The sequence below is a fragment of the Burkholderia sp. Bp9090 genome (assembly GCF_003857985.1).
Lineage (GTDB): Bacteria > Pseudomonadota > Gammaproteobacteria > Burkholderiales > Burkholderiaceae > Burkholderia.
On the sequence record NZ_QTPV01000004.1, the window covers coordinates 152,912 to 169,774 of the forward strand.

The following is a 16,863-nucleotide window of genomic DNA, read 5'->3' on the forward strand; positions in this document are numbered from 1 at the left end:
CCTCCAATCCAATTTCGGCGACGGCAGAGATCAAACGTCAGCGATCGCTACCGCATATCATTGCGCACCGCACCAGGGAGGATCGCCCACGCAACGGCGACGTCGCTTCACGAGAGCACCGCGGACAGTTCCGACCTCCCTCTCCAGACTCGAGCGTTTACTCTAATTCACGGCAACATCCTCGCAATCGAAAGCCGTCCGCAAGACTGCTCGGCACGCTGTTCCACAGTTCGGGAAACGCCGGCCGTCAGCCGGCCCCTTTTTCGTGCATCCACGCCCCACTCTCGGCCGCTTCGCGCCGTTTGACCACATAGTGCGCCGTCGCGTACGGCCGCGGTCGATCGAGAAACATGGGTGCACTCACCCGTCCGCGGCCGTCATTGCGCACATTTCGACGTGACAACGAACGACCCGCGCGCATGAACAGCACGCATCGCGTGGCCGCCGTTCCGCAAACCGGTTCCCTCGCGGCGTCCGGCCGCTCGCCGCATGCGCCATGCGATACCCACCCGGCCGCACGCCGATGTCAGAACTGACAGCTATGGAAACTGGCAGCTACCTGAACGGCACCGACGCCCTACGCTCGTCACCGCTCGCGGCCCCACAAGGGCCGGGGCTTCCAGCAACGTCGTCTCTCCTAAAAAGGACTCCCGATGAAAAGGAACGCCTGGTTTGCCCTTCCCCTTCCGTCGCCGCGCCGCCTCGCATGCGCGTGGCCGCTCGTGCTCGCCGCCGGCGCGGCACATGCGACGACGGACTGGGTCGACACCCACACGAAGGCCTTTCTGACCGGCCCGCAATTGATGGCGCGCAGCGCCGCACCGTCGCTCGAACTCGCGGCCGGCGAAACGGCCGACATCGTCGTCAGCCTGAAGCTGCGCAACGCCGCGCAGCTCAAGCAGCTCGCGCACGACGTGAACCGGCCCGGCAACGCGCATTACCGCCAGTACCTGACGCACGAACAGTTCCTCGCCAGCTACGCGCCGACCGACGCGCAAGTGAAATCGGTCGTCGACTATCTGCGCAAGAGCGGCTTCGTGAACATCGAGGTCGCGCCGAACCGGCTGCTGGTGTCCGCGCGCGGCACGGCCGGCACGGTGAAGACCGCGTTCAACACGTCGCTCGTGCACTTCGAGTACGCGGGCCGCTCGGGCTTCGCGAACGCGTCGACCGCGCAGGTGCCGCGCGCGCTCGGAGACGTCGTCGGCTCGGTGCTCGGGTTGCAGAACGTCGCGCGCGCACGGCCGATGCTGCGCATCGGCAACGTCGCGAAGCCGCAGGCGCTCGCGGCCGGCACGGCCACCGGCCACTATCCGAAGGAATTCCCGGGCCTCTACAACGCGACCGGCGTGCCGACCGCGGCCGGCGTGAGCGTCGGCATCATCACGATCGGCGGCGTATCGCAGACGCTGCAGGACCTGAAGCAGTTCACGTCGAGCAACGGCTACGGCACGGTCGCGACCCAGACCGTGAAGACCAACGGCACCGGCACGACCGGCAGCTACAGCGACGACCAGGACGGCCAGGGCGAATGGGATCTCGACAGCCAGTCGATCGTCGGCTCGGCCGGCGGCCAGGTCGGAAAGCTCGTGTTCTACATGGCGGACCTGAACGCCGCCGGCAACACGGGGCTCACGCAGGCGTTCAACCGCGCGGTGTCGGACAACACCGCGAAGGTGATCAACGTGTCGCTCGGCTGGTGCGAGACCGACGCGAACGCGGACGGCACGATCGACGCCGAAGAGCAGATCTTCACGACGGCTGCCGCGCAGGGTCAGACGTTCTCGGTGTCGTCGGGCGACGAAGGCGTGTACGAGTGCAACAACCGCGGCTATCCGGACGGCGCGAACTACACGGTGTCGTGGCCGGCCGCGTCGCCGCACGTGCTCGCGATCGGCGGCACGACGCTGTACACCACGTCGGCGGGTGCGTTCTCGAACGAAACGGTGTGGAACGAAGGCCTCGACGGCAACGGCAAGCTGTGGGCGACGGGCGGCGGCGTCAGCACGGTGCTGCCGGCGCCGGCGTGGCAATCGGGCAGCAATCGTCAGTTGCCCGACGTATCGTTCGATGCCGCACAAAGCACCGGCGCGTACATCTACAACTACGGCCAGTTGCAGCAGATCGGCGGCACGAGCCTCGCTGCGCCGATCTTCACCGGCTTCTGGGCGCGTCTGCTCGCGGCGAACGGCACGGGTATCGGTTTCCCGGCTGCGAAGTTCTATGCGGACATCCCGTCGAATCCGTCGCTCGTGCGCTATGACGTCGTGTCAGGGAACAACGGCTATCAGGGGTATGGCTACAGAGCAGGCACCGGCTGGGATCTGACGACCGGCTTCGGCAGCCTGAACATCGCGAACCTCAACAAGCTGATCCAGACGGGCGGCTTCTGAGCCCGACGCGACGGCCGGCGCGCGGCGGTCGTTCGCCGCGCACCGGCCGGGAAAGATACGGGCAGCGGGCGGGCGCGGAGCCCTACTCCGTCGCCCGCTCGTTCGTCGCTGTCGTCGCTGTCGTCGCTGTCGTCGCTGTCGTCGCGACCGAGGCGACCGGCGCGCCGGCCCGGTGCGATGGCGCGAAGAGCCGCAGCCCGCTCGCCACGCTCGCCGCCCCGGCAAAACCCGCCCCGAGCATCAGCGCGAGCGTCGGCCCGTGACGCCCCGCGATCCCGAACGACAGCGCGACGAGCGCCGCGCCGGTCGCCTGCCCGATCAGCCGCGCGGTCGCGATGATCCCGCTCGCACCGCCGCTGCGCTCGGGCGGCGCGCTCGACATCAGCGCCTTCAGGTTCGGCGACTGGAAGAAGCCGAAGCCCGCGCCGCACAGCATCATCCGCCAGCCGATGTCGACGACGCTCGGCGCTGCCGGCAACGCGGCGAGCGACACCATCCCCGCGCTCAGCAGCGCGAGCCCGATTGCACCGAGCAATCCGGGCGGATAACGGTCGGACAAGCGGCCCGCGATCGGCGCGGCGAGCGCGACGATCGCCGACCACGGCGTCATCAGGAACCCGGTCTCGACCGCGTCACGATGCAGGACGGTTTCGAAGTAGAACGGCAGCGACACGAACGCGAGCCCCTGCGCGGCAAACGCGCACACGGCCGTCAGCGCGGACAGTGTGAAAACGGGCCGGCGGAACAGGTCGACCGGGAGCATCGGCGCCGGGTGCCCGGCCTGGCGGCGGATCAGCAGCCAGCCGAACGCGAGCGCGACCGCGGCGCCCGCGAACACGACGGACAGCGGCCCGCGCTGCGCGAATTCGCCGAGCGCGAAGATCAGCGACGCGAACGTGATCACGTTGAACAGCGCGGCGAGCGGATCGAACGCGTGCTTGCCCCGCGCCGTCTGCGGCAGCGACGGAATCGCCACGGCAAGCGCGAGCACGCCGAGCGGCACGTTCACCGCGAACAGCCACGGCCACGCGGCCAGCGACAGGATCAGCGACGCGATCGTCGGCCCCACCGCGAACGACACGCCGACGACGAGCGCATTGAAGCCGACGCCGCGCCCGAGCCGGTGCGCGGGAAACAGGTTGCGGATCAGCGCGACGTTCACGCTCATGATCGCGCTCGCGCCGAAGCCCTGCATGATCCGCGCCGCCGTCAGCTGCGGCAGCGTCGCCGCGAGGGAGCAGCCGAGCGACGCGAGCGTGAACACCGCGAGGCCGCCGACATACACGCGCTTGTGGCCGACGATGTCGCCGAGCGACGCGAACGGCAGTAGCGTCGCGACCATCGCGAGCTGGTACGCGTTGATGATCCACACCGACGCGGCCGGCGACGCGTGCAGGTCGGCGGCGATCGCAGGCAGCGCGGTGTTCGCGATCGCGGTGTCGAGCGTCGCGAGCGCGACGGCCAGCAGCACGGCGGACATCGCGCGCCAGTTGACGGCCGGCTCCCGGGTGCCGGCGGGGGATGCGAATTCGGACAAGATGAGGCTCGGCTGACTGACGAGCGACGCGCGGCGTCGCGGATTGAGCGGCGCGGCAACGGGCGCTCCGTGCGTGCGACGGCGACGGAACGCGCGGCACCACGAGCCGTATTGTTGCAGAGCCGCATCGAACGTGCAGGCAACCGCTTCGTCAGTCAGCGAAACGAAAGCTTCGCCGCGCCGGATCAGGTGCGCGGCTTCGTCGAGAACGCAACGATCGCCGGCCCGGCAGCCGGCTCAACGTCACGCATCCGGCCGCCGTTACGACACCGCGCGCCGCGCGTTGCGGCCGCGCAGCCATTCAAGCGCGAGCAGCAGGCTCGTCGAGAAGATGATCAGGATCGTCGCGAGCGCGGCGATCGTCGGGCTGATGTTCTCGCGAATGCCGGTGAACATCTGGCGCGGCAGCGTCGTCTGGTCCGCGCCCGCGAGGAACAGCGTGACGACGACTTCGTCGAACGACGTCGCGAACGCGAACAGCGCGCCCGACATCACGCCCGGCGCGATCACCGGCAGCGTCACGCGGAAGAACGTCGTGACGGGGTTCGCGCCGAGCGACAGGCTCGCGCGCACCAGGTTCTGGTTGAAGCCCTGCAGCGTCGCGGCCACGGTCGTCACGACGAACGGCACGCCGAGCGCCGCGTGCGCGGCGATCAGGCCGGTGTAGGTGTTCGCGAGCCCGAGCGGCGCGAAGAACAGGTACATGCCGACGCCGACCACGACGACCGGCACGATCATCGGCGACAGCAGCACGGCCATCAGCAGCCCCTTGCCGCGGAAGTCCGCCTTCGTGAGGCCGATCGCGGCGAGCGTGCCGAGCACGGTCGCGACGACGGTCGCCGACGGCGCGACGATGAAGCTGTTCTTCGCGGCCATCCGCCACTCGTCGGATGCGATCAGGTTCTCGTACCAGCGCGTCGAGAAGCCCGGAATCGGATAGACGAGGAACGTGCTCGACGAAAACGACAGCGGCACGATCGCGAGCACCGGCAGGATCAGGTACAGCAGCGTCAGCACGACGAGCACGCGCAACGCGACGTACCACGCGCGCTCGACGAACGACATGTGCGGCGCAAACAGCGGCCTGGCGAGTTTCATGGTCGGCTTCCCCTTCCCGTTTTCCTGTCCCCGGCGCTCAGCCGAGGCTCACGTTGGTGCGCGTGAAGCGCCCGTACACCGCATACAGCACCAGCGTCGCCGCGAGCAGCAGCCCGCCGAGCGCGCACGCCATGCCCCAGTTGATCGTCACGTTGGTGAAGTACGCGACGTAGTAGCTGACCATCTGGTCGTTCGGCCCGCCGAGCAGCGCGGGCGTGATGTAGTAGCCGATCGCGAGGATGAACACGAGCAGCGCGCCCGCGCCGACGCCCGGATAGGTCTGCGGCACGTACACGCGCCAGAACGCGGCGAACGGATGGCTGCCGAGCGACACGGCCGCGCGCTGGTAGGTCGGCGGGATCGACTTCATCACGCTGTACAGCGGCAGGATCATGAACGGCAGCAGAATGTGCGTCATCGAGATGTACACGCCGACGCGATTGAACAGCAGCGTCAGCGGATGCGAGATCAGCCCGGCGCCGATCAGCGCGGTGTTGATCAGCCCCTCGCTCTGCAGCAGCACGATCCATGCGGCGACGCGCACCAGCACCGAGGTCCAGAATGGAATCAGCACGAGGATCATCACGAGGTTCGCGCGGCGCTCGGACAGCGTCGAGATCCAGTACGCGAGCGGATAACCGAGCAGCAGCGCGAACAGCGTGACCGCGACGCCGATCACGAACGTGCGGCCGAAGATCGCCAGATAGATCGACTGGTCGGGATCGGCCCGCACGATCTGGCCGAAGCCGTCCTGCTTGTGGTCGAGCGCGGCGAGCAGGTAGAACGGCGACACCTGGCTGCCGTTCTTCGCGATCGCCTGCCAGTACGCGGGTTCGCCCCAGCGCGAATCGAGGTCGATCAGCTTCGCGCGGGTCTGCGCGGGTGTCAGCGCCGCGGTGCCCGCGCCCTCCTCGCCCTTCAGCGGCATCGCGCGCGCCGTCTTCGCGACGAGCGAGCGGTAGCCGGGAATCTCGGTGTTCAGGCGCCGCGCGAGCGCGCCCATCGCCTCGCTGTCGGCGACCTTCGTCATGTCGGCCGCCAGTGCGGCATACGCGGCATCGGCCGGCGGTGTCTTGCGGTCCCAGCCCGACAGCGCGGCCACCGTGTTCGGCAGCGCGGTCGCGATCTCCGGGTTCTGCACCGCGCGCGTGAGCAGCGTGCCGATCGGCACGACGAAGATGAGCAGCAGGAAGATCGCGAGCGGCGCGATCAGCAGCAACGCCATCGTGCGCTTGCGGGCCTCGGCGGCCTTCAGCTCGCGCTTGAGCGCAGCTGTCGACGGCGAGGAAGGAGCGATCGTCATCGTGTTCAACGGTTCTCTCCGGCCGGGCTCGATCCGGCGGAATGCCGCGCGACGCGTTCGACGCGCCGCGCGGCAGGTTGCATCAGGACACCTGAGTAGCGGTTACTTCGTCGCCCACGCGGCGAAGCGCTGCTCGAGCTCGTCGCTGTGGTCGGTCCAGAAGCCGATGTCCTCCAGCACCGCGTTCTTGCCGTTGGCCGGCGAGTTCGGCAGGTTCGCGAGCGTCTTCGCGTCGAGCGACTTGATCGCCGCGACGTTCGCGGGGCCGTACGCGATGTGATGCGCATACTCTTGCTGCGGCTTCGGCGTCAGCGTGTACGCGATGTACTGTTCGGCCAGCGCCTTGTTCGGGGAGCCCTTCGGAATCGCCCAGTAGTCGAGGTCGTAGATGCTGCCGTTCCACACGACCTTCAGGTTCTTGCCTTCCTTCTGCGCGGCGTCGATGCGGCCGTTGTACGCGGTCGACATCACGACGTCGCCGGCCACGAGGAACTGCGGCGGCTGCGCGCCCGCTTCCCACCACTGGATGTACGGCTTCAGTTCGTCGAGCTTCTTGAACGCGCGATCCTGGCCGGCCTTCGTGCCGAGCACCTTGTATACGTCCTTCGTCGAAACGCCGTCGGCCATCAGCGCGAACTCGAGGTTGTAGCGCGCGCCCTTGCGCATCCCGCGTTTGCCGGGGAATTTCTTCACGTTCCAGAAATCGGCCCAGCCGGTCGGCGCGGTCTTCAGCTTGTCGGCGTTGTACGACAGCGCGGTCGACCACACGAAGAAACCGACGCCGCACACCTGCGGCGATTCCGGAATCAGGTCGGACTTCTTCGCGATCTTCGACCAGTCGAGCTTCTCGTACAGCCCTTCGTCGCAGCCGCGGTTCAGGTCGCCCGACTCGACTTCGACCACGTCCCAGTTGACGTGCTTCGCCTCGACCATCGCCTTCACTTTCGCCTGCTCGCCGTTGTACTCGACGGCCGTGACCTTGTTGCCGGTCGCCTTCTCGAACGGCTGGTTGAATGCGGCCTTCTGTGCGTCGCCGTTCGCGCCGCCGAAGTTGACGACCGTGAGTTCGGCCGCCGTGGCCGATGCGCCGACGACGGCGAGCGCCAGTGCGAGCGCGGTGCGACGCGCGGTAGTGCTTGCTCCGTTCATGATGGTTCCTCTCCTCTCGTGGTGGAAGTGGGCAGTTGTTGTTGACGACGTGCAGCGGTAAAGCGGGAAAACCCTGTGTCAGGTGAACACGCGCAGGTGCTCGGGCGCGAATGCGAGCGATACCGGCGCGCCGGGCGAGAACGCGTCGAGCGCACCCGTGCCGAGCGGCACCTTCACGAAGCATTCGTCCTGGCCCGGCAGCGCGCAGCGCATGCGCACGTGATCGCCGAAATAGATGAGGCTGCGCGCCTCGCCGGTGACGCGGTTGGCGGTGCTGCCGTTCATGTGCCCGTTCGCGAGACTCATGCGTTCGGGGCGGATGCACGCGACGGCCGGCGCGCCTTCGGCCGCGTCGCCGATGCGGCGCCCGACGAGCTGCGTGCCGTCGTCCAGCCGGAATTCGCAGAATTCGCCGTCGACGCGCGCGATGGTGCCGCGCAGCCGGTTGCTGTCGCCGATGAAGTTCGCGACGAATTCGTTGCACGGCGATTCGTACAGGCGGTCGACGGTATCGAGCTGCTGCACGATGCCCTTGTCGAACACGGCGACGCGATCGGACATCGTCAGCGCCTCGCCCTGGTCGTGCGTCACGTACACGAAGGTCACGCCGAGCTTCTCGTGCAGCGCCTTCAGTTCGTACTGCATGTGTTCGCGCAACTGCTTGTCGAGCGCGCCGAGCGGCTCGTCCATCAGCACCAGCTTCGGCTCGAACACGAGGGCACGCGCGAGCGCGATGCGCTGCTGCTGGCCGCCCGACAACTGCGCCGGATAGCGCTTCGCGAAACGCTCCATCTGCACCATCTTCAGCGCATGCGCGACGCGCTCCGCGCGCTCGGCGGCCGCGAGCTTGCGCACCGTCAGCGGATACGCGACGTTCTGCTCGACCGTCAGGTGCGGAAACAGCGCGTAGTTCTGGAACACCATGCCGATGTTGCGCTTGTGCGGCGGCACGGTATTCAGCAGTTCCCCGTCGAGGCGGATCTCGCCGCCCGTCGGGAACTCGAAGCCCGCCAGCATCATCAGGCAGGTGGTCTTGCCCGAGCCGGACGGCCCGAGCAGCGTCAGGAATTCCCCTCGGTGGATATCGAGGTCGAGCGATTTGACGACCAGCGTCTCGCCGTCGTAGGTCTTCCGCACGCCGCGAAAGCTGACGATCACATCATCGGACTTCATCGTGGCTGTCCCCTTGCTGCGCGACAAACGTTTTTGAGATGCGAGCCACTATACGGCGCGCACGGTTCTATACTAGGGAACCATTTCAATATTCCTAGTAGGACCACTTTGGATACCGTGATCCTGGGCGACTGGCTCTCGGCCCGTCTCGACCGCGGCTCGTCCGAGCCGATGTACCGGCAACTGCTGCAACTGATGCAGCAGGCCATTCTCACCGGGGAATTAGGGCCAGGCACAAAGCTGCCGAGTTCGCGCACGCTCGCGGCAGACCTGTCGATCGCGCGCAATACCGTGCTGCACGTGTACGACCAGCTGACGGCCGAAGGCTATGTGCTGACGACGACCGGCAGCGGAACCTACGTGGCCGACACGCGGCCGGACGCGGCCGCGATCCGCGTGCCGGGCGCCGCCGCACCGCCGCCGTCCGATGCCGATGCGGCGCTGCAGCAGGACGCACAAGGCGGCCTGTCGATGCGCGGCCGGCAGCTGATCGAGCACGCGGGCGTGTCGCGGCGCCAGTGGGGCGCGTTCATGCCGGGCGTGCCGGACGTGTCGGAATTCCCGAGCCGCACCTGGAGCCGCCTGCAGGCGCGCCTGTGGAAGGAAGCGAATCCCGAATTGCTGACCTATGCGCCGGGCGGCGGCTACCGGCCGCTGCGCCGCGCGCTCGCCGACTACCTGCGCGTCGCGCGCTCGGTCAAATGCACGCCGGACCAGGTGATCATCACGACCGGCATCCACCAGTCGATCGATCTCGCGGTGCGGCTGCTGTCCGATATCGGCGATCGCGCGTGGGTCGAGGAGCCGTGCTACTGGGGCGTGCGCAGCGTGCTGCAGGCGACCGGCCTCGCGCTCACGCCGGTGCCGGTCGACCAGGAAGGCCTCGATCCGAGCGCGGGCGACATGCAGCATCCGCCGCGGCTCGTGCTCGTCACGCCGTCGCATCAGTATCCGCTCGGGATGGTGATGAGCCTCGCGCGCCGCCGGATGCTGCTCGAGTACGCACGCCAGCACCGCTGCTGGATCATCGAGGACGACTACGACAGCGAATTCCGCTATGGCAGCCGCCCGCTCGCGTCGCTGCAGGGGCTCGACGACGGCGGCCGCGTGATCTACGTCGGCAGCCTCGGCAAGATGCTGTTCCCGGGCCTGCGGATGGGCTACATGGTCGTGCCGGAGCATCTGGTCGACACGTTCCGCACCGGGCTGTCGGAGCTGTATCGCGAGGGCCAGCTGATGCAGCAGGCCGTGCTGGCCGAGTTCATCATGGACGGGCACCTCACTTCGCACGTCAGGCGAATGCGCACGCTGTACGGCGAGCGCCGGCAGTTGCTGATCGATGCGATCCATGCGCGCTTCGGCGACGCGCTGCCCGTGATGGGCGACGAGGCGGGACTCCATCTGGTGCTCGGCCTGCCCGACACGTGCGACGATCGCGCGGTCACGCAAAGCGCATTCGACGCGGGCGTGATCGTACGCCCGCTGACCAGCTACTACAGCAGCCTGGACACCGCGCGGCGCGGGCTGCTGCTCGGCTACGCATGCGTCGCGCACGAACGCATCGGCCCCGCGTTCGACACGCTCGCGGCCACCATCGAACAGCATCTGCCGCGGCGCTTCACGCGCGCGGCATGAGCGCGTGCGCGATTGCGCGCACTACTGCGCGGCAGCCGCGCCGCGGTCGAGCGACGCCGCGCGCAGCGCTTCGCCGGGCTTCGTGAACATGCGCTGACGCAGCGCGGCGATCTGCGCGTCGCGATCCTGCGGCGACAATCCGGCCGCGCCGATCTGCTCACGCTGCGCCGCATAGTCGGCGTAGCGGCTCTGCCACGACGCGTCCTCCTGCTGCATCTGCGCGACGCGCGCGGCGGCTTCCGGGCCGAGTGTCTGCGTCAGTTGCGCGCGCATCGCATCGGGCGTCGCCCCGCTCTTCCGTAATTGCGCGATCTGGTCGATCGTGGCTTGCTGCCGGTCGGCCTTCTGCCGTGCCGCGCGTTCGTCGGCCGGCATCTGCTGCGCGAGCGCCGCGAGCCGCTCCGCCTTTTGCGCCTCCGTCAGCGCAGGGTCCTGCGTAATCTTCAGCCGCGCGAGATCGTAGCGCTGCCGCCACTGCTCGGTGCCGAAGAACGGCTGGCTCCAGTCGCCGAGCGTCCGATACGCGATCGACGCGCGCTGGTCGAGCGCGAGTTGCAGCGCGCCGAGATCGGACTTGTCGACCGCACCCGCCTCCGGCAGCTTCGCGAGCGCGTCGAGATACGCGCGGTATCGATGCCAGACGTCGAGCGCCTCGGGTTGCGCGACCGTGCCGTCGAGCTGGGCGGCGATCTCGCGCACGACGAGCGCATCGAGCGCGGGCGCGCTCAAGTCGCTCCGCGCGGTCAGGCAGTAGTCGAAGAAATCGCGCACCGCGCGCGACTTCGCGAGGTGGCCGCCGGTGTCGAGCGGCAGCCGCGGCGCACTGGAACCGGCGAGCGGCGGCGGCAGGCCAGCGCTCGCCGGCAATGCGGGCTGCGACGGCGCGGGGTTCACGCCGCCGAGGGCTGCGGCATCCGCCGACGCATGCGTCGCGTCGGCACCGCGATGCGATGCCGTGCCGGTCCAGATCGCGACGCCGGCGATCGCCGCCAGCCCCACCACGCCGTAGACCACGACGCGCCGCGCGAGCGGCGCGCGTCCTTCACGTGTCGTCATCGATCACACGCCCGCGAGCTGCAGCCGGTTCGCATGCGTGCGGATCACCGCGACCGGATCTTCCGCATACGCACCGCGCACGCCGAGCAACTGGTTGATCTCGTCGAGATGGTTCCACTTGTAGCTCGTGCCCAGCACCTTCCCGTACAGCGCGCTGCACTTCGACACGAGCCCGTCGTTCTGGCCTGAGCCGCGATTGATCATCACCGTGCCCGTGCCGAACAATGCGAGTGTCGACAGGTCGAGCGCATTCGCCGGATCGATCACCGGGATCGTGCTGGTATCCGTCGCGCCGGTGACGCCGAATGCGGAAACGGTCGGCTGGACCGCCGTGCCGGCCCACGAATACAGCAGGTGCGTATTGCCGCCGACGGTCTCGGTCGGCGCGCCCGTCTGGCAACTGCCCGGCGCGCCGAGGCCGGCACTCGGGTAATTCCTGTTGTACGCGGCGGCCTGGGCGGTCGTCAGCGTCTTCAGTGCGGCGAGCGCGTCCTGGTTCGTGTTGTTGCTGCTGCTCGTCAGGATGCCGAACACATTGACGAACGCGGCGATCACCGACGACGACAATCCGGTCGGATCGTAGGCGAGCACGCCCTGCACGAAATCGGCGAACTCCGAGCCGCGATGCGGCGTGCCGATCGTCGTGACCGACGCGACGAGATCGGGCGCGACGGCAGCGACATAACGCGACGTGAGGCCGCCCTGGCTATGACCGACCAGGTTCACCTTGGTCGCGCCGGTCGCGGCAAGCACCGTCTTCACGTAAGCGAGCAGCTGTTCGCCGCGCCCGTTCGGCCCGTCGTCGCTCTGGAACCCGGACAGGTTCGCGACGTAGACGGTCGCGCCGTGCTGCTGCAGGTCCTCCTGGATGCCGTACCAGTACTCGAGCACGCCCGCGTACCTGTCGGTTCCGGTAAGCCCGTGCACGAGGATGATCGGGTAACGCGTCGCCGCGTAATTGTCCGCCGGCGCGGTTGCCGCCATCGCCGCGTGCGTCGTCGCGAGCGTCATCACCGCGGCCGTCCCCGCGAACGGCGCGACGCTCATCGCGCATGCCACTGCCCCTGCCACCATCCTGGAACGCATCGATCTGGCCATGCATGTTCTCCTGATTATTGTGCTGCCGGTGCGAATGAGATCGGATCGACGCGCACGGCACGTCGCGAACGGTCGCGGGTACCGTGTGCATCGAATGCGGGAGTGAATCACGAGTCGCGAACGTTTGCGCCCTGACTAGATACGGTTCTCTAATCGGTTGACGCGCCCCGCCCGTTCGGGCGGGGGCTGCATTCACGCGCCCGCATGCTGCATCGCACACGCGCGCCGCACGTCACAGTTTCGCGCTCACGCGCACCCATGCCGTGCGCCCCGGCTCCATTACCGGCGCATTCGCCGGATAGCCGAAGCCCGCGTTGCCGGCGAGGTTGAGGTGCTCGGTGTAGGCCTTGTCCAGCAGGTTGTCGACGCCGATCGAGATCTGCACCTTCTTGCTGACGTTGTACTGCGCATGCAGCGACAGCACGCCGAAGCCGGCGCTCGGGCCGAAGTCCTTGCCGACCACGTTGCCTTCGTTCACCGCATAGCGATGCTGCGGCGCAACGACCCGCCACAGCCCGCCGGCCGACCATGCGCCGCGCGTGTACTCGAGCCCGAAGCGCGCCTCGAGCGGCGGCATCTGCGGCAGCGGATCGCCACTCGTCGCGTTGCGCCCCCACGCATACGCGAGCGACGTCTCGACGCGCAGCGGCGCGACCGGCCGCCACGATACGCCGGCTTCGCCGCCCATGATCTGCGCGTTGACGTTGGTTGCCTGTGTGGTCGTTCCCATCATCCCGGCCGCGTAGTTGAACAGGATGTAGTCCTGTACATATCCCGCGTAGGCCGACACCCATGCATCGAACCGATCGCTCTTGTACTGCGCGCCGATGTCGAGCTGCGTGGTCTTCTCCGGCTGCACGGCCGAGAACGCGTTGATCGAGCCGGCGGGCCCGCGCTTCGCGGAGAACAGCTCCCAGTAGTCGGGATAGCGTTGCGCATGGCCGATCCCCGCATACCATGTGACCGGCAGCGACGCGAGATCGCGCTCGTAGCGCACGAATCCGCTCGGCAGCATGCGCGCGCGATCGTCGTCGAAAGTCGGATTCGGCTTGCTCGCCATCATCCCGCTCGTCGTCGCACGCTTGTCGCGCGCGCTCGCGTAGTCGACCCGCGCGCCGCCGATCACGCGCGACGCATCGCTCGCATACCACGTCAGCTCGCCGAACGCACCGGCGTTCCACATCGTCGCCTGCGCATCCCACGGCTGGTCGCCGTAGTTCTGCCGCCCCATCGCCGAGCGCGCGTCGAGCCGGTTCGACTGCGCGTCGACGCCGGTCACGAGCTTGAAGTCGTCACCGAAACGGAAGGTCGCCGCCGCCCGCGCGCCGAGCGTGCGGCGCCGCACCTCGGATGCCATTCGCATCGGCATGCTGCTGGTCGGGTCGGGCTGCCGCAACGTATAGTTGTCCATCACGTGGTCGGCTTCGTTGTAGTACACGCGCGCCTCGATCCGGTCGAGCACGTCGCCGAGATGCCGCTTGTCGAACGACAGGCCGAACGTCTCGCGGCGGAAATGCGCGCCGTCCATCCCGCGCCCGGCGTAGCGCGCATAGCCGTCGCCGGTGCCCGCCGTCAGTTCGACGCGCGTGTGATCGTCGGGTGTCCAGCCGAGCGCCGCGTCGGCGTTCCACTTGTCCCATTGCGACGGCACGGTATTGCCGTTGCCGTCGTCGTAGTCCTGCGCATGCGCGTGGTTCGCGGTCACGCGGCCGTAGACGTCCGGCGTGCCGGCCGTCACGTCGACGTTCTGGTCGTTGCGGCCGAACGAGCCGCCGACCACGCTGCCGTCGAACCGCATGCCGGGACGCTCGAAACGCGGCGTCACGCGTTCGAACAGCACGGTGCCGGCCGAGGCGCCGGGGCCGTACAGCACGGTCTGCGGGCCCTTCACGACGGTGACCTTGTCATAGCTTTCCGGCGCGATATACGAAGTCGGCGCGTCCATCCGGTTCGGGCAGGCGCCGAGCGTCGGCATCCCGTTCGCGAGGATGTTCAGCCGCGAACCGAACATCCCGCGCAGCACGGGGTCGCCGTTCGTCCCGCCGCTGCGGATCGACGTGAAGCCGGGAATCGTCTTCAGGTAGTCCGCGCCGTCGCTCGCCGGCAGCGGCTGGCGCGGCGTCTTCGGATCCGTGACGACGACGAGCGGCGTCGTCAGCGGCGACGCAACGACTTCGACGGGCGGCAGCAGCGTGGCCGCGTCGTCCGTGGGCGCCCCGGACGCACGTGCGGATTCGGTCGCGGCCGCCGCCGCGGTCATCGCGCCGACGGCGAGCGCGGGAACGGTGAGTTTCAGCATGCGCGGCACGCGCCGCACACGGGAATGGCGCGACGCCCTCGGCGCGCGCAAGGAAAGAATGGTCATGATCGAAAGCCCGAGTGACGCCCTCCACGCGGCCTCGACGGACCGCACGGATATCGGCGATGAAAGAAACGGAAGGCAGCGCGTCAGGCGCGCTCGGGCGGTGCGCGTGGATATGCGCGCGGGTAGCGGTCGGCGCGCGCCGCGACGGCATGCGGCGCGGCGGCGGAAACGACATGAGCGGGGACGAAGGCGAACGAGGCGGCGGCCGCGCCGCCGATCGCTGGACTGTGCGCGAAGAAGCCGCAGTAGCCGCACGCATCGAGATGCCGCGCGTAATCGTGCGCGTGGCCTGCATCGGGCGCACGGTGCGCACCATGCTCTGCACTACAGACGATTGCGTCGGGAGTCGTCGCCTGCGCGATGCGCCACTGCGACACCAGCGGCGCCGCGATCGCGAGCCAGATCGCGAACACGCCGAGCCAGGCGGTCAGGTGACGATGTCGGTGCAGCATGCGCGGCGATGCGTAAGCGGAACGTAAAAACAGCCGAGATGTTACAGAATGTTCGCCGCGATGGCCAGCCGCGCATCGGGGTAAACGGATCGGGGGCGCATGGTTGCGTCAACAACCATGCGCCCCCGGATGCTGCGCGGCTTCAGCGCGCGGCGATCACGGCGCCATGCGTCGCAGCACGTCGTCGCGCCGGATGAAGTGGTGGTAAAGCGCGGCCAGCGCATGCAGGCCGATCACGAAGTAGAACGCGTTGCCGATCAGTTCGTGCGCTTCCTTGATCGTCGGCCGCAGCGCCTTGTCGGGGCCGAACAGCGTGAACGACACGCCGATCCAGTCGAGCGACACGGGCTTGCCGCCCATGTTGACGAGCATGATGCCGAGCAGCGGCTGCGCGATGATGAAGACATACAGCGCGACATGGGCGAGCATCGACAGCCACTTGAGCAGCGTCGCCTGCGGAATCGGCTCCGGCACGCGGCTGACCATCCGCCACAGCACGCGCAGCACGGACAGCACGAGCACGAACGTGCCTGCCAGCAAGTGCACGTTCATCCAGAACACGCGGCTGTCGCTGCCTTTCGGTCCGCGAATCTCGATGGCCAGGTAGGCGAGTGCCACCAACAGGAAGATGACCCAGTGGAAGAAAATTGCGGGCGCGCTGTAGCGCGTCTGTTTCGCGAGGATGTTTTTCATGCGTTGTCTCGTGTTTCTCGTGTGGTATGCGGGGGAGGCCCGTGCCGGGCTGGCCGGTGCCCGGCGGCTGCCCCGATTGTAGCCTCGCGCGTGGCCGGCGTTGTGCGACCGGATCAAATATCCGACGAATCCACGCGGCCCGATCCACGGTGCCGCCATATGGAAAATCCGCATCGCGCGCGTGCGCGGCTGTGGCACGATGAAGCTTTGGTGCGACGTTGCGCGGGCATCATGAGCAAAGCGATCTTCGTTGCGGCCTACCGGCTGATCGCCGCGTTGCTCGCGGTGTCCACCACGCTGCACAGCGTCGCCGGCAACTGGGGCATGCCGGCCTTCCATCTCGGCAACTACCTCAGCTACTTCACCCAACTGAGCAGCCTGTATGCAGCGGCCATGCTTGTCGCGGGGCTGTCGCGCATCACGCGTCCCGGCTCGGCCCGCTACGAATCGATGCGCGGCGCCGCCGTGCTCTACGTGCTGATCACCGCGATCGTCTACGAACTGCTGCTCGCACGGCTCGATGCGCTGCGCCACGTCACGCCGGCCCTCAACAACTGGGTCCTGCACCGGATCGTGCCGCTCGTGGTGCTGTGCGACTGGCTGTACGTGGAGCCGCGCTCGCCGATCCCGTGGCGCAGCGCGGTCGCGTGGCTCGGCTTTCCGGTCATCTATCTCGGCTATACGCTCGTGCGCGGCGCGCTGGAGAACTGGTACCCCTATCCGTTCGTCGATCCGCGGCCGCACGGCTACCTGCCGGTCGCGATCCAGTGCTCGCTGATCGCGCTCGGCGCGGCAGGGCTCGCGCTAGGCATCCGCTGGCTCGGCAATCATGCGAGGCAGTCCGACGCCGCGGCGCTCGAGGAAGGGTGAAGGCCGGAGCGGGAGCGTGTGCGCCGCACGGCGCACACGTC

General features: G+C 68.2%; 13 protein-coding genes. 3 read left to right on the forward strand and 10 right to left on the reverse strand.

The genetic code is table 11. The annotated features are described in order from the left end of the window. The first annotated feature begins 653 nt into the window (after nucleotides 1–653). Entirely contained in the window at nucleotides 654–2,393 is a 1,740-nt protein-coding gene (locus DIE16_RS05825; protein ID WP_124570561.1) for a protease pro-enzyme activation domain-containing protein, read from the forward strand. Between the two features lie 82 nt (nucleotides 2,394–2,475). On the opposite strand, the gene DIE16_RS05830 is transcribed toward DIE16_RS05825, so the two are convergent. The 5 genes from DIE16_RS05830 to DIE16_RS05850 all read right to left on the reverse strand — a co-directional run bounded on the left by DIE16_RS05830 (nucleotide 2,476) and on the right by DIE16_RS05850 (nucleotide 8,653). After that, the gene (locus tag DIE16_RS05830; RefSeq protein WP_124892018.1) at nucleotides 2,476–3,930 is read right to left on the reverse strand and encodes an MFS transporter; all 1,455 of its coding nucleotides are present in this window, start codon (nucleotides 3,928–3,930) and stop codon (nucleotides 2,476–2,478) included. 261 nt (nucleotides 3,931–4,191) lie between these two features. Continuing rightward, a complete protein-coding gene (locus tag DIE16_RS05835) occupies nucleotides 4,192–5,028 on the reverse strand; it encodes an ABC transporter permease (RefSeq protein WP_040141016.1) in 837 nt (278 codons plus the stop codon). A 37-nt stretch (nucleotides 5,029–5,065) separates the two neighbouring features. Further along, the gene (locus DIE16_RS05840) at nucleotides 5,066–6,340 is read right to left on the reverse strand and encodes an ABC transporter permease (protein WP_044845305.1); all 1,275 of its coding nucleotides are present in this window, start codon (nucleotides 6,338–6,340) and stop codon (nucleotides 5,066–5,068) included. A gap of 93 nt (nucleotides 6,341–6,433) precedes the next feature. Beyond that, nucleotides 6,434–7,480, reverse strand: coding sequence for an ABC transporter substrate-binding protein (locus tag DIE16_RS05845; protein ID WP_044845304.1), 1,047 nt, complete (start codon nucleotides 7,478–7,480; stop codon nucleotides 6,434–6,436). A gap of 78 nt (nucleotides 7,481–7,558) precedes the next feature. Next, nucleotides 7,559–8,653: an ABC transporter ATP-binding protein gene (locus tag DIE16_RS05850; RefSeq protein WP_124892019.1), complete on the reverse strand. Its 1,095-nt coding sequence runs from the start codon at nucleotides 8,651–8,653 to the stop codon at nucleotides 7,559–7,561. A 108-nt stretch (nucleotides 8,654–8,761) separates the two neighbouring features. Between DIE16_RS05850 and DIE16_RS05855 the strand changes: the two genes are divergently transcribed. Continuing rightward, entirely contained in the window at nucleotides 8,762–10,288 is a 1,527-nt protein-coding gene (locus DIE16_RS05855; RefSeq protein ID WP_124521332.1) for a PLP-dependent aminotransferase family protein, read from the forward strand. A gap of 21 nt (nucleotides 10,289–10,309) precedes the next feature. On the opposite strand, the gene DIE16_RS05860 is transcribed toward DIE16_RS05855, so the two are convergent. From DIE16_RS05860 to DIE16_RS05885, 5 genes are all read right to left on the reverse strand, one after another. Beyond that, nucleotides 10,310–11,344, reverse strand: a complete 1,035-nt coding sequence (locus DIE16_RS05860; RefSeq protein ID WP_124892020.1) for a lipase secretion chaperone — start codon at nucleotides 11,342–11,344, stop codon at nucleotides 10,310–10,312. Nucleotides 11,345–11,347: 3 nt separating this feature from the next. Beyond that, nucleotides 11,348–12,442 (reverse strand): triacylglycerol lipase, encoded by a 1,095-nt coding sequence (locus DIE16_RS05865; RefSeq protein WP_124892021.1) that lies wholly within the window; start codon nucleotides 12,440–12,442, stop codon nucleotides 11,348–11,350. A 232-nt stretch (nucleotides 12,443–12,674) separates the two neighbouring features. Beyond that, nucleotides 12,675–14,807: a TonB-dependent copper receptor gene (locus DIE16_RS05870; protein ID WP_124892022.1), complete on the reverse strand. Its 2,133-nt coding sequence runs from the start codon at nucleotides 14,805–14,807 to the stop codon at nucleotides 12,675–12,677. A gap of 83 nt (nucleotides 14,808–14,890) precedes the next feature. After that, nucleotides 14,891–15,259, reverse strand: coding sequence for a DUF2946 domain-containing protein (locus tag DIE16_RS05880; protein WP_124892023.1), 369 nt, complete (start codon nucleotides 15,257–15,259; stop codon nucleotides 14,891–14,893). A 156-nt stretch (nucleotides 15,260–15,415) separates the two neighbouring features. Then, nucleotides 15,416–15,952, reverse strand: coding sequence for a cytochrome b (locus DIE16_RS05885; RefSeq protein WP_044845297.1), 537 nt, complete (start codon nucleotides 15,950–15,952; stop codon nucleotides 15,416–15,418). 231 nt (nucleotides 15,953–16,183) lie between these two features. On the opposite strand from DIE16_RS05885, the gene DIE16_RS05890 reads away from it, so the two are divergent. Then, nucleotides 16,184–16,822: a Pr6Pr family membrane protein gene (locus DIE16_RS05890; RefSeq protein ID WP_124486411.1), complete on the forward strand. Its 639-nt coding sequence runs from the start codon at nucleotides 16,184–16,186 to the stop codon at nucleotides 16,820–16,822. Nucleotides 16,823–16,863: the final 41 nt, after the last annotated feature.

Bases quoted from the DNA above. Each gene is read 5' to 3' on its own strand.
- DIE16_RS05865 (WP_124892021.1), bottom strand. From the start codon at position 12,442: ATGGCCAGATCGATGCGTTCCAGGATGGTGGCAGGGGCAGTGGCATGC.
- DIE16_RS05845 (WP_044845304.1), bottom strand. From the start codon at position 7,480: ATGAACGGAGCAAGCACTACCGCGCGTCGCACCGCGCTCGCACTGGCG.
- DIE16_RS05870 (WP_124892022.1), bottom strand. From the start codon at position 14,807: ATGACCATTCTTTCCTTGCGCGCGCCGAGGGCGTCGCGCCATTCCCGT.
- DIE16_RS05860 (WP_124892020.1), bottom strand. From the start codon at position 11,344: ATGACGACACGTGAAGGACGCGCGCCGCTCGCGCGGCGCGTCGTGGTC.
- DIE16_RS05885 (WP_044845297.1), bottom strand. From the start codon at position 15,952: ATGAAAAACATCCTCGCGAAACAGACGCGCTACAGCGCGCCCGCAATT.
- DIE16_RS05850 (WP_124892019.1), bottom strand. From the start codon at position 8,653: ATGAAGTCCGATGATGTGATCGTCAGCTTTCGCGGCGTGCGGAAGACC.
- DIE16_RS05825 (WP_124570561.1), top strand. From the start codon at position 654: ATGAAAAGGAACGCCTGGTTTGCCCTTCCCCTTCCGTCGCCGCGCCGC.
- DIE16_RS05835 (WP_040141016.1), bottom strand. From the start codon at position 5,028: ATGAAACTCGCCAGGCCGCTGTTTGCGCCGCACATGTCGTTCGTCGAG.
- DIE16_RS05880 (WP_124892023.1), bottom strand. From the start codon at position 15,259: ATGCTGCACCGACATCGTCACCTGACCGCCTGGCTCGGCGTGTTCGCG.
- DIE16_RS05890 (WP_124486411.1), top strand. From the start codon at position 16,184: ATGAGCAAAGCGATCTTCGTTGCGGCCTACCGGCTGATCGCCGCGTTG.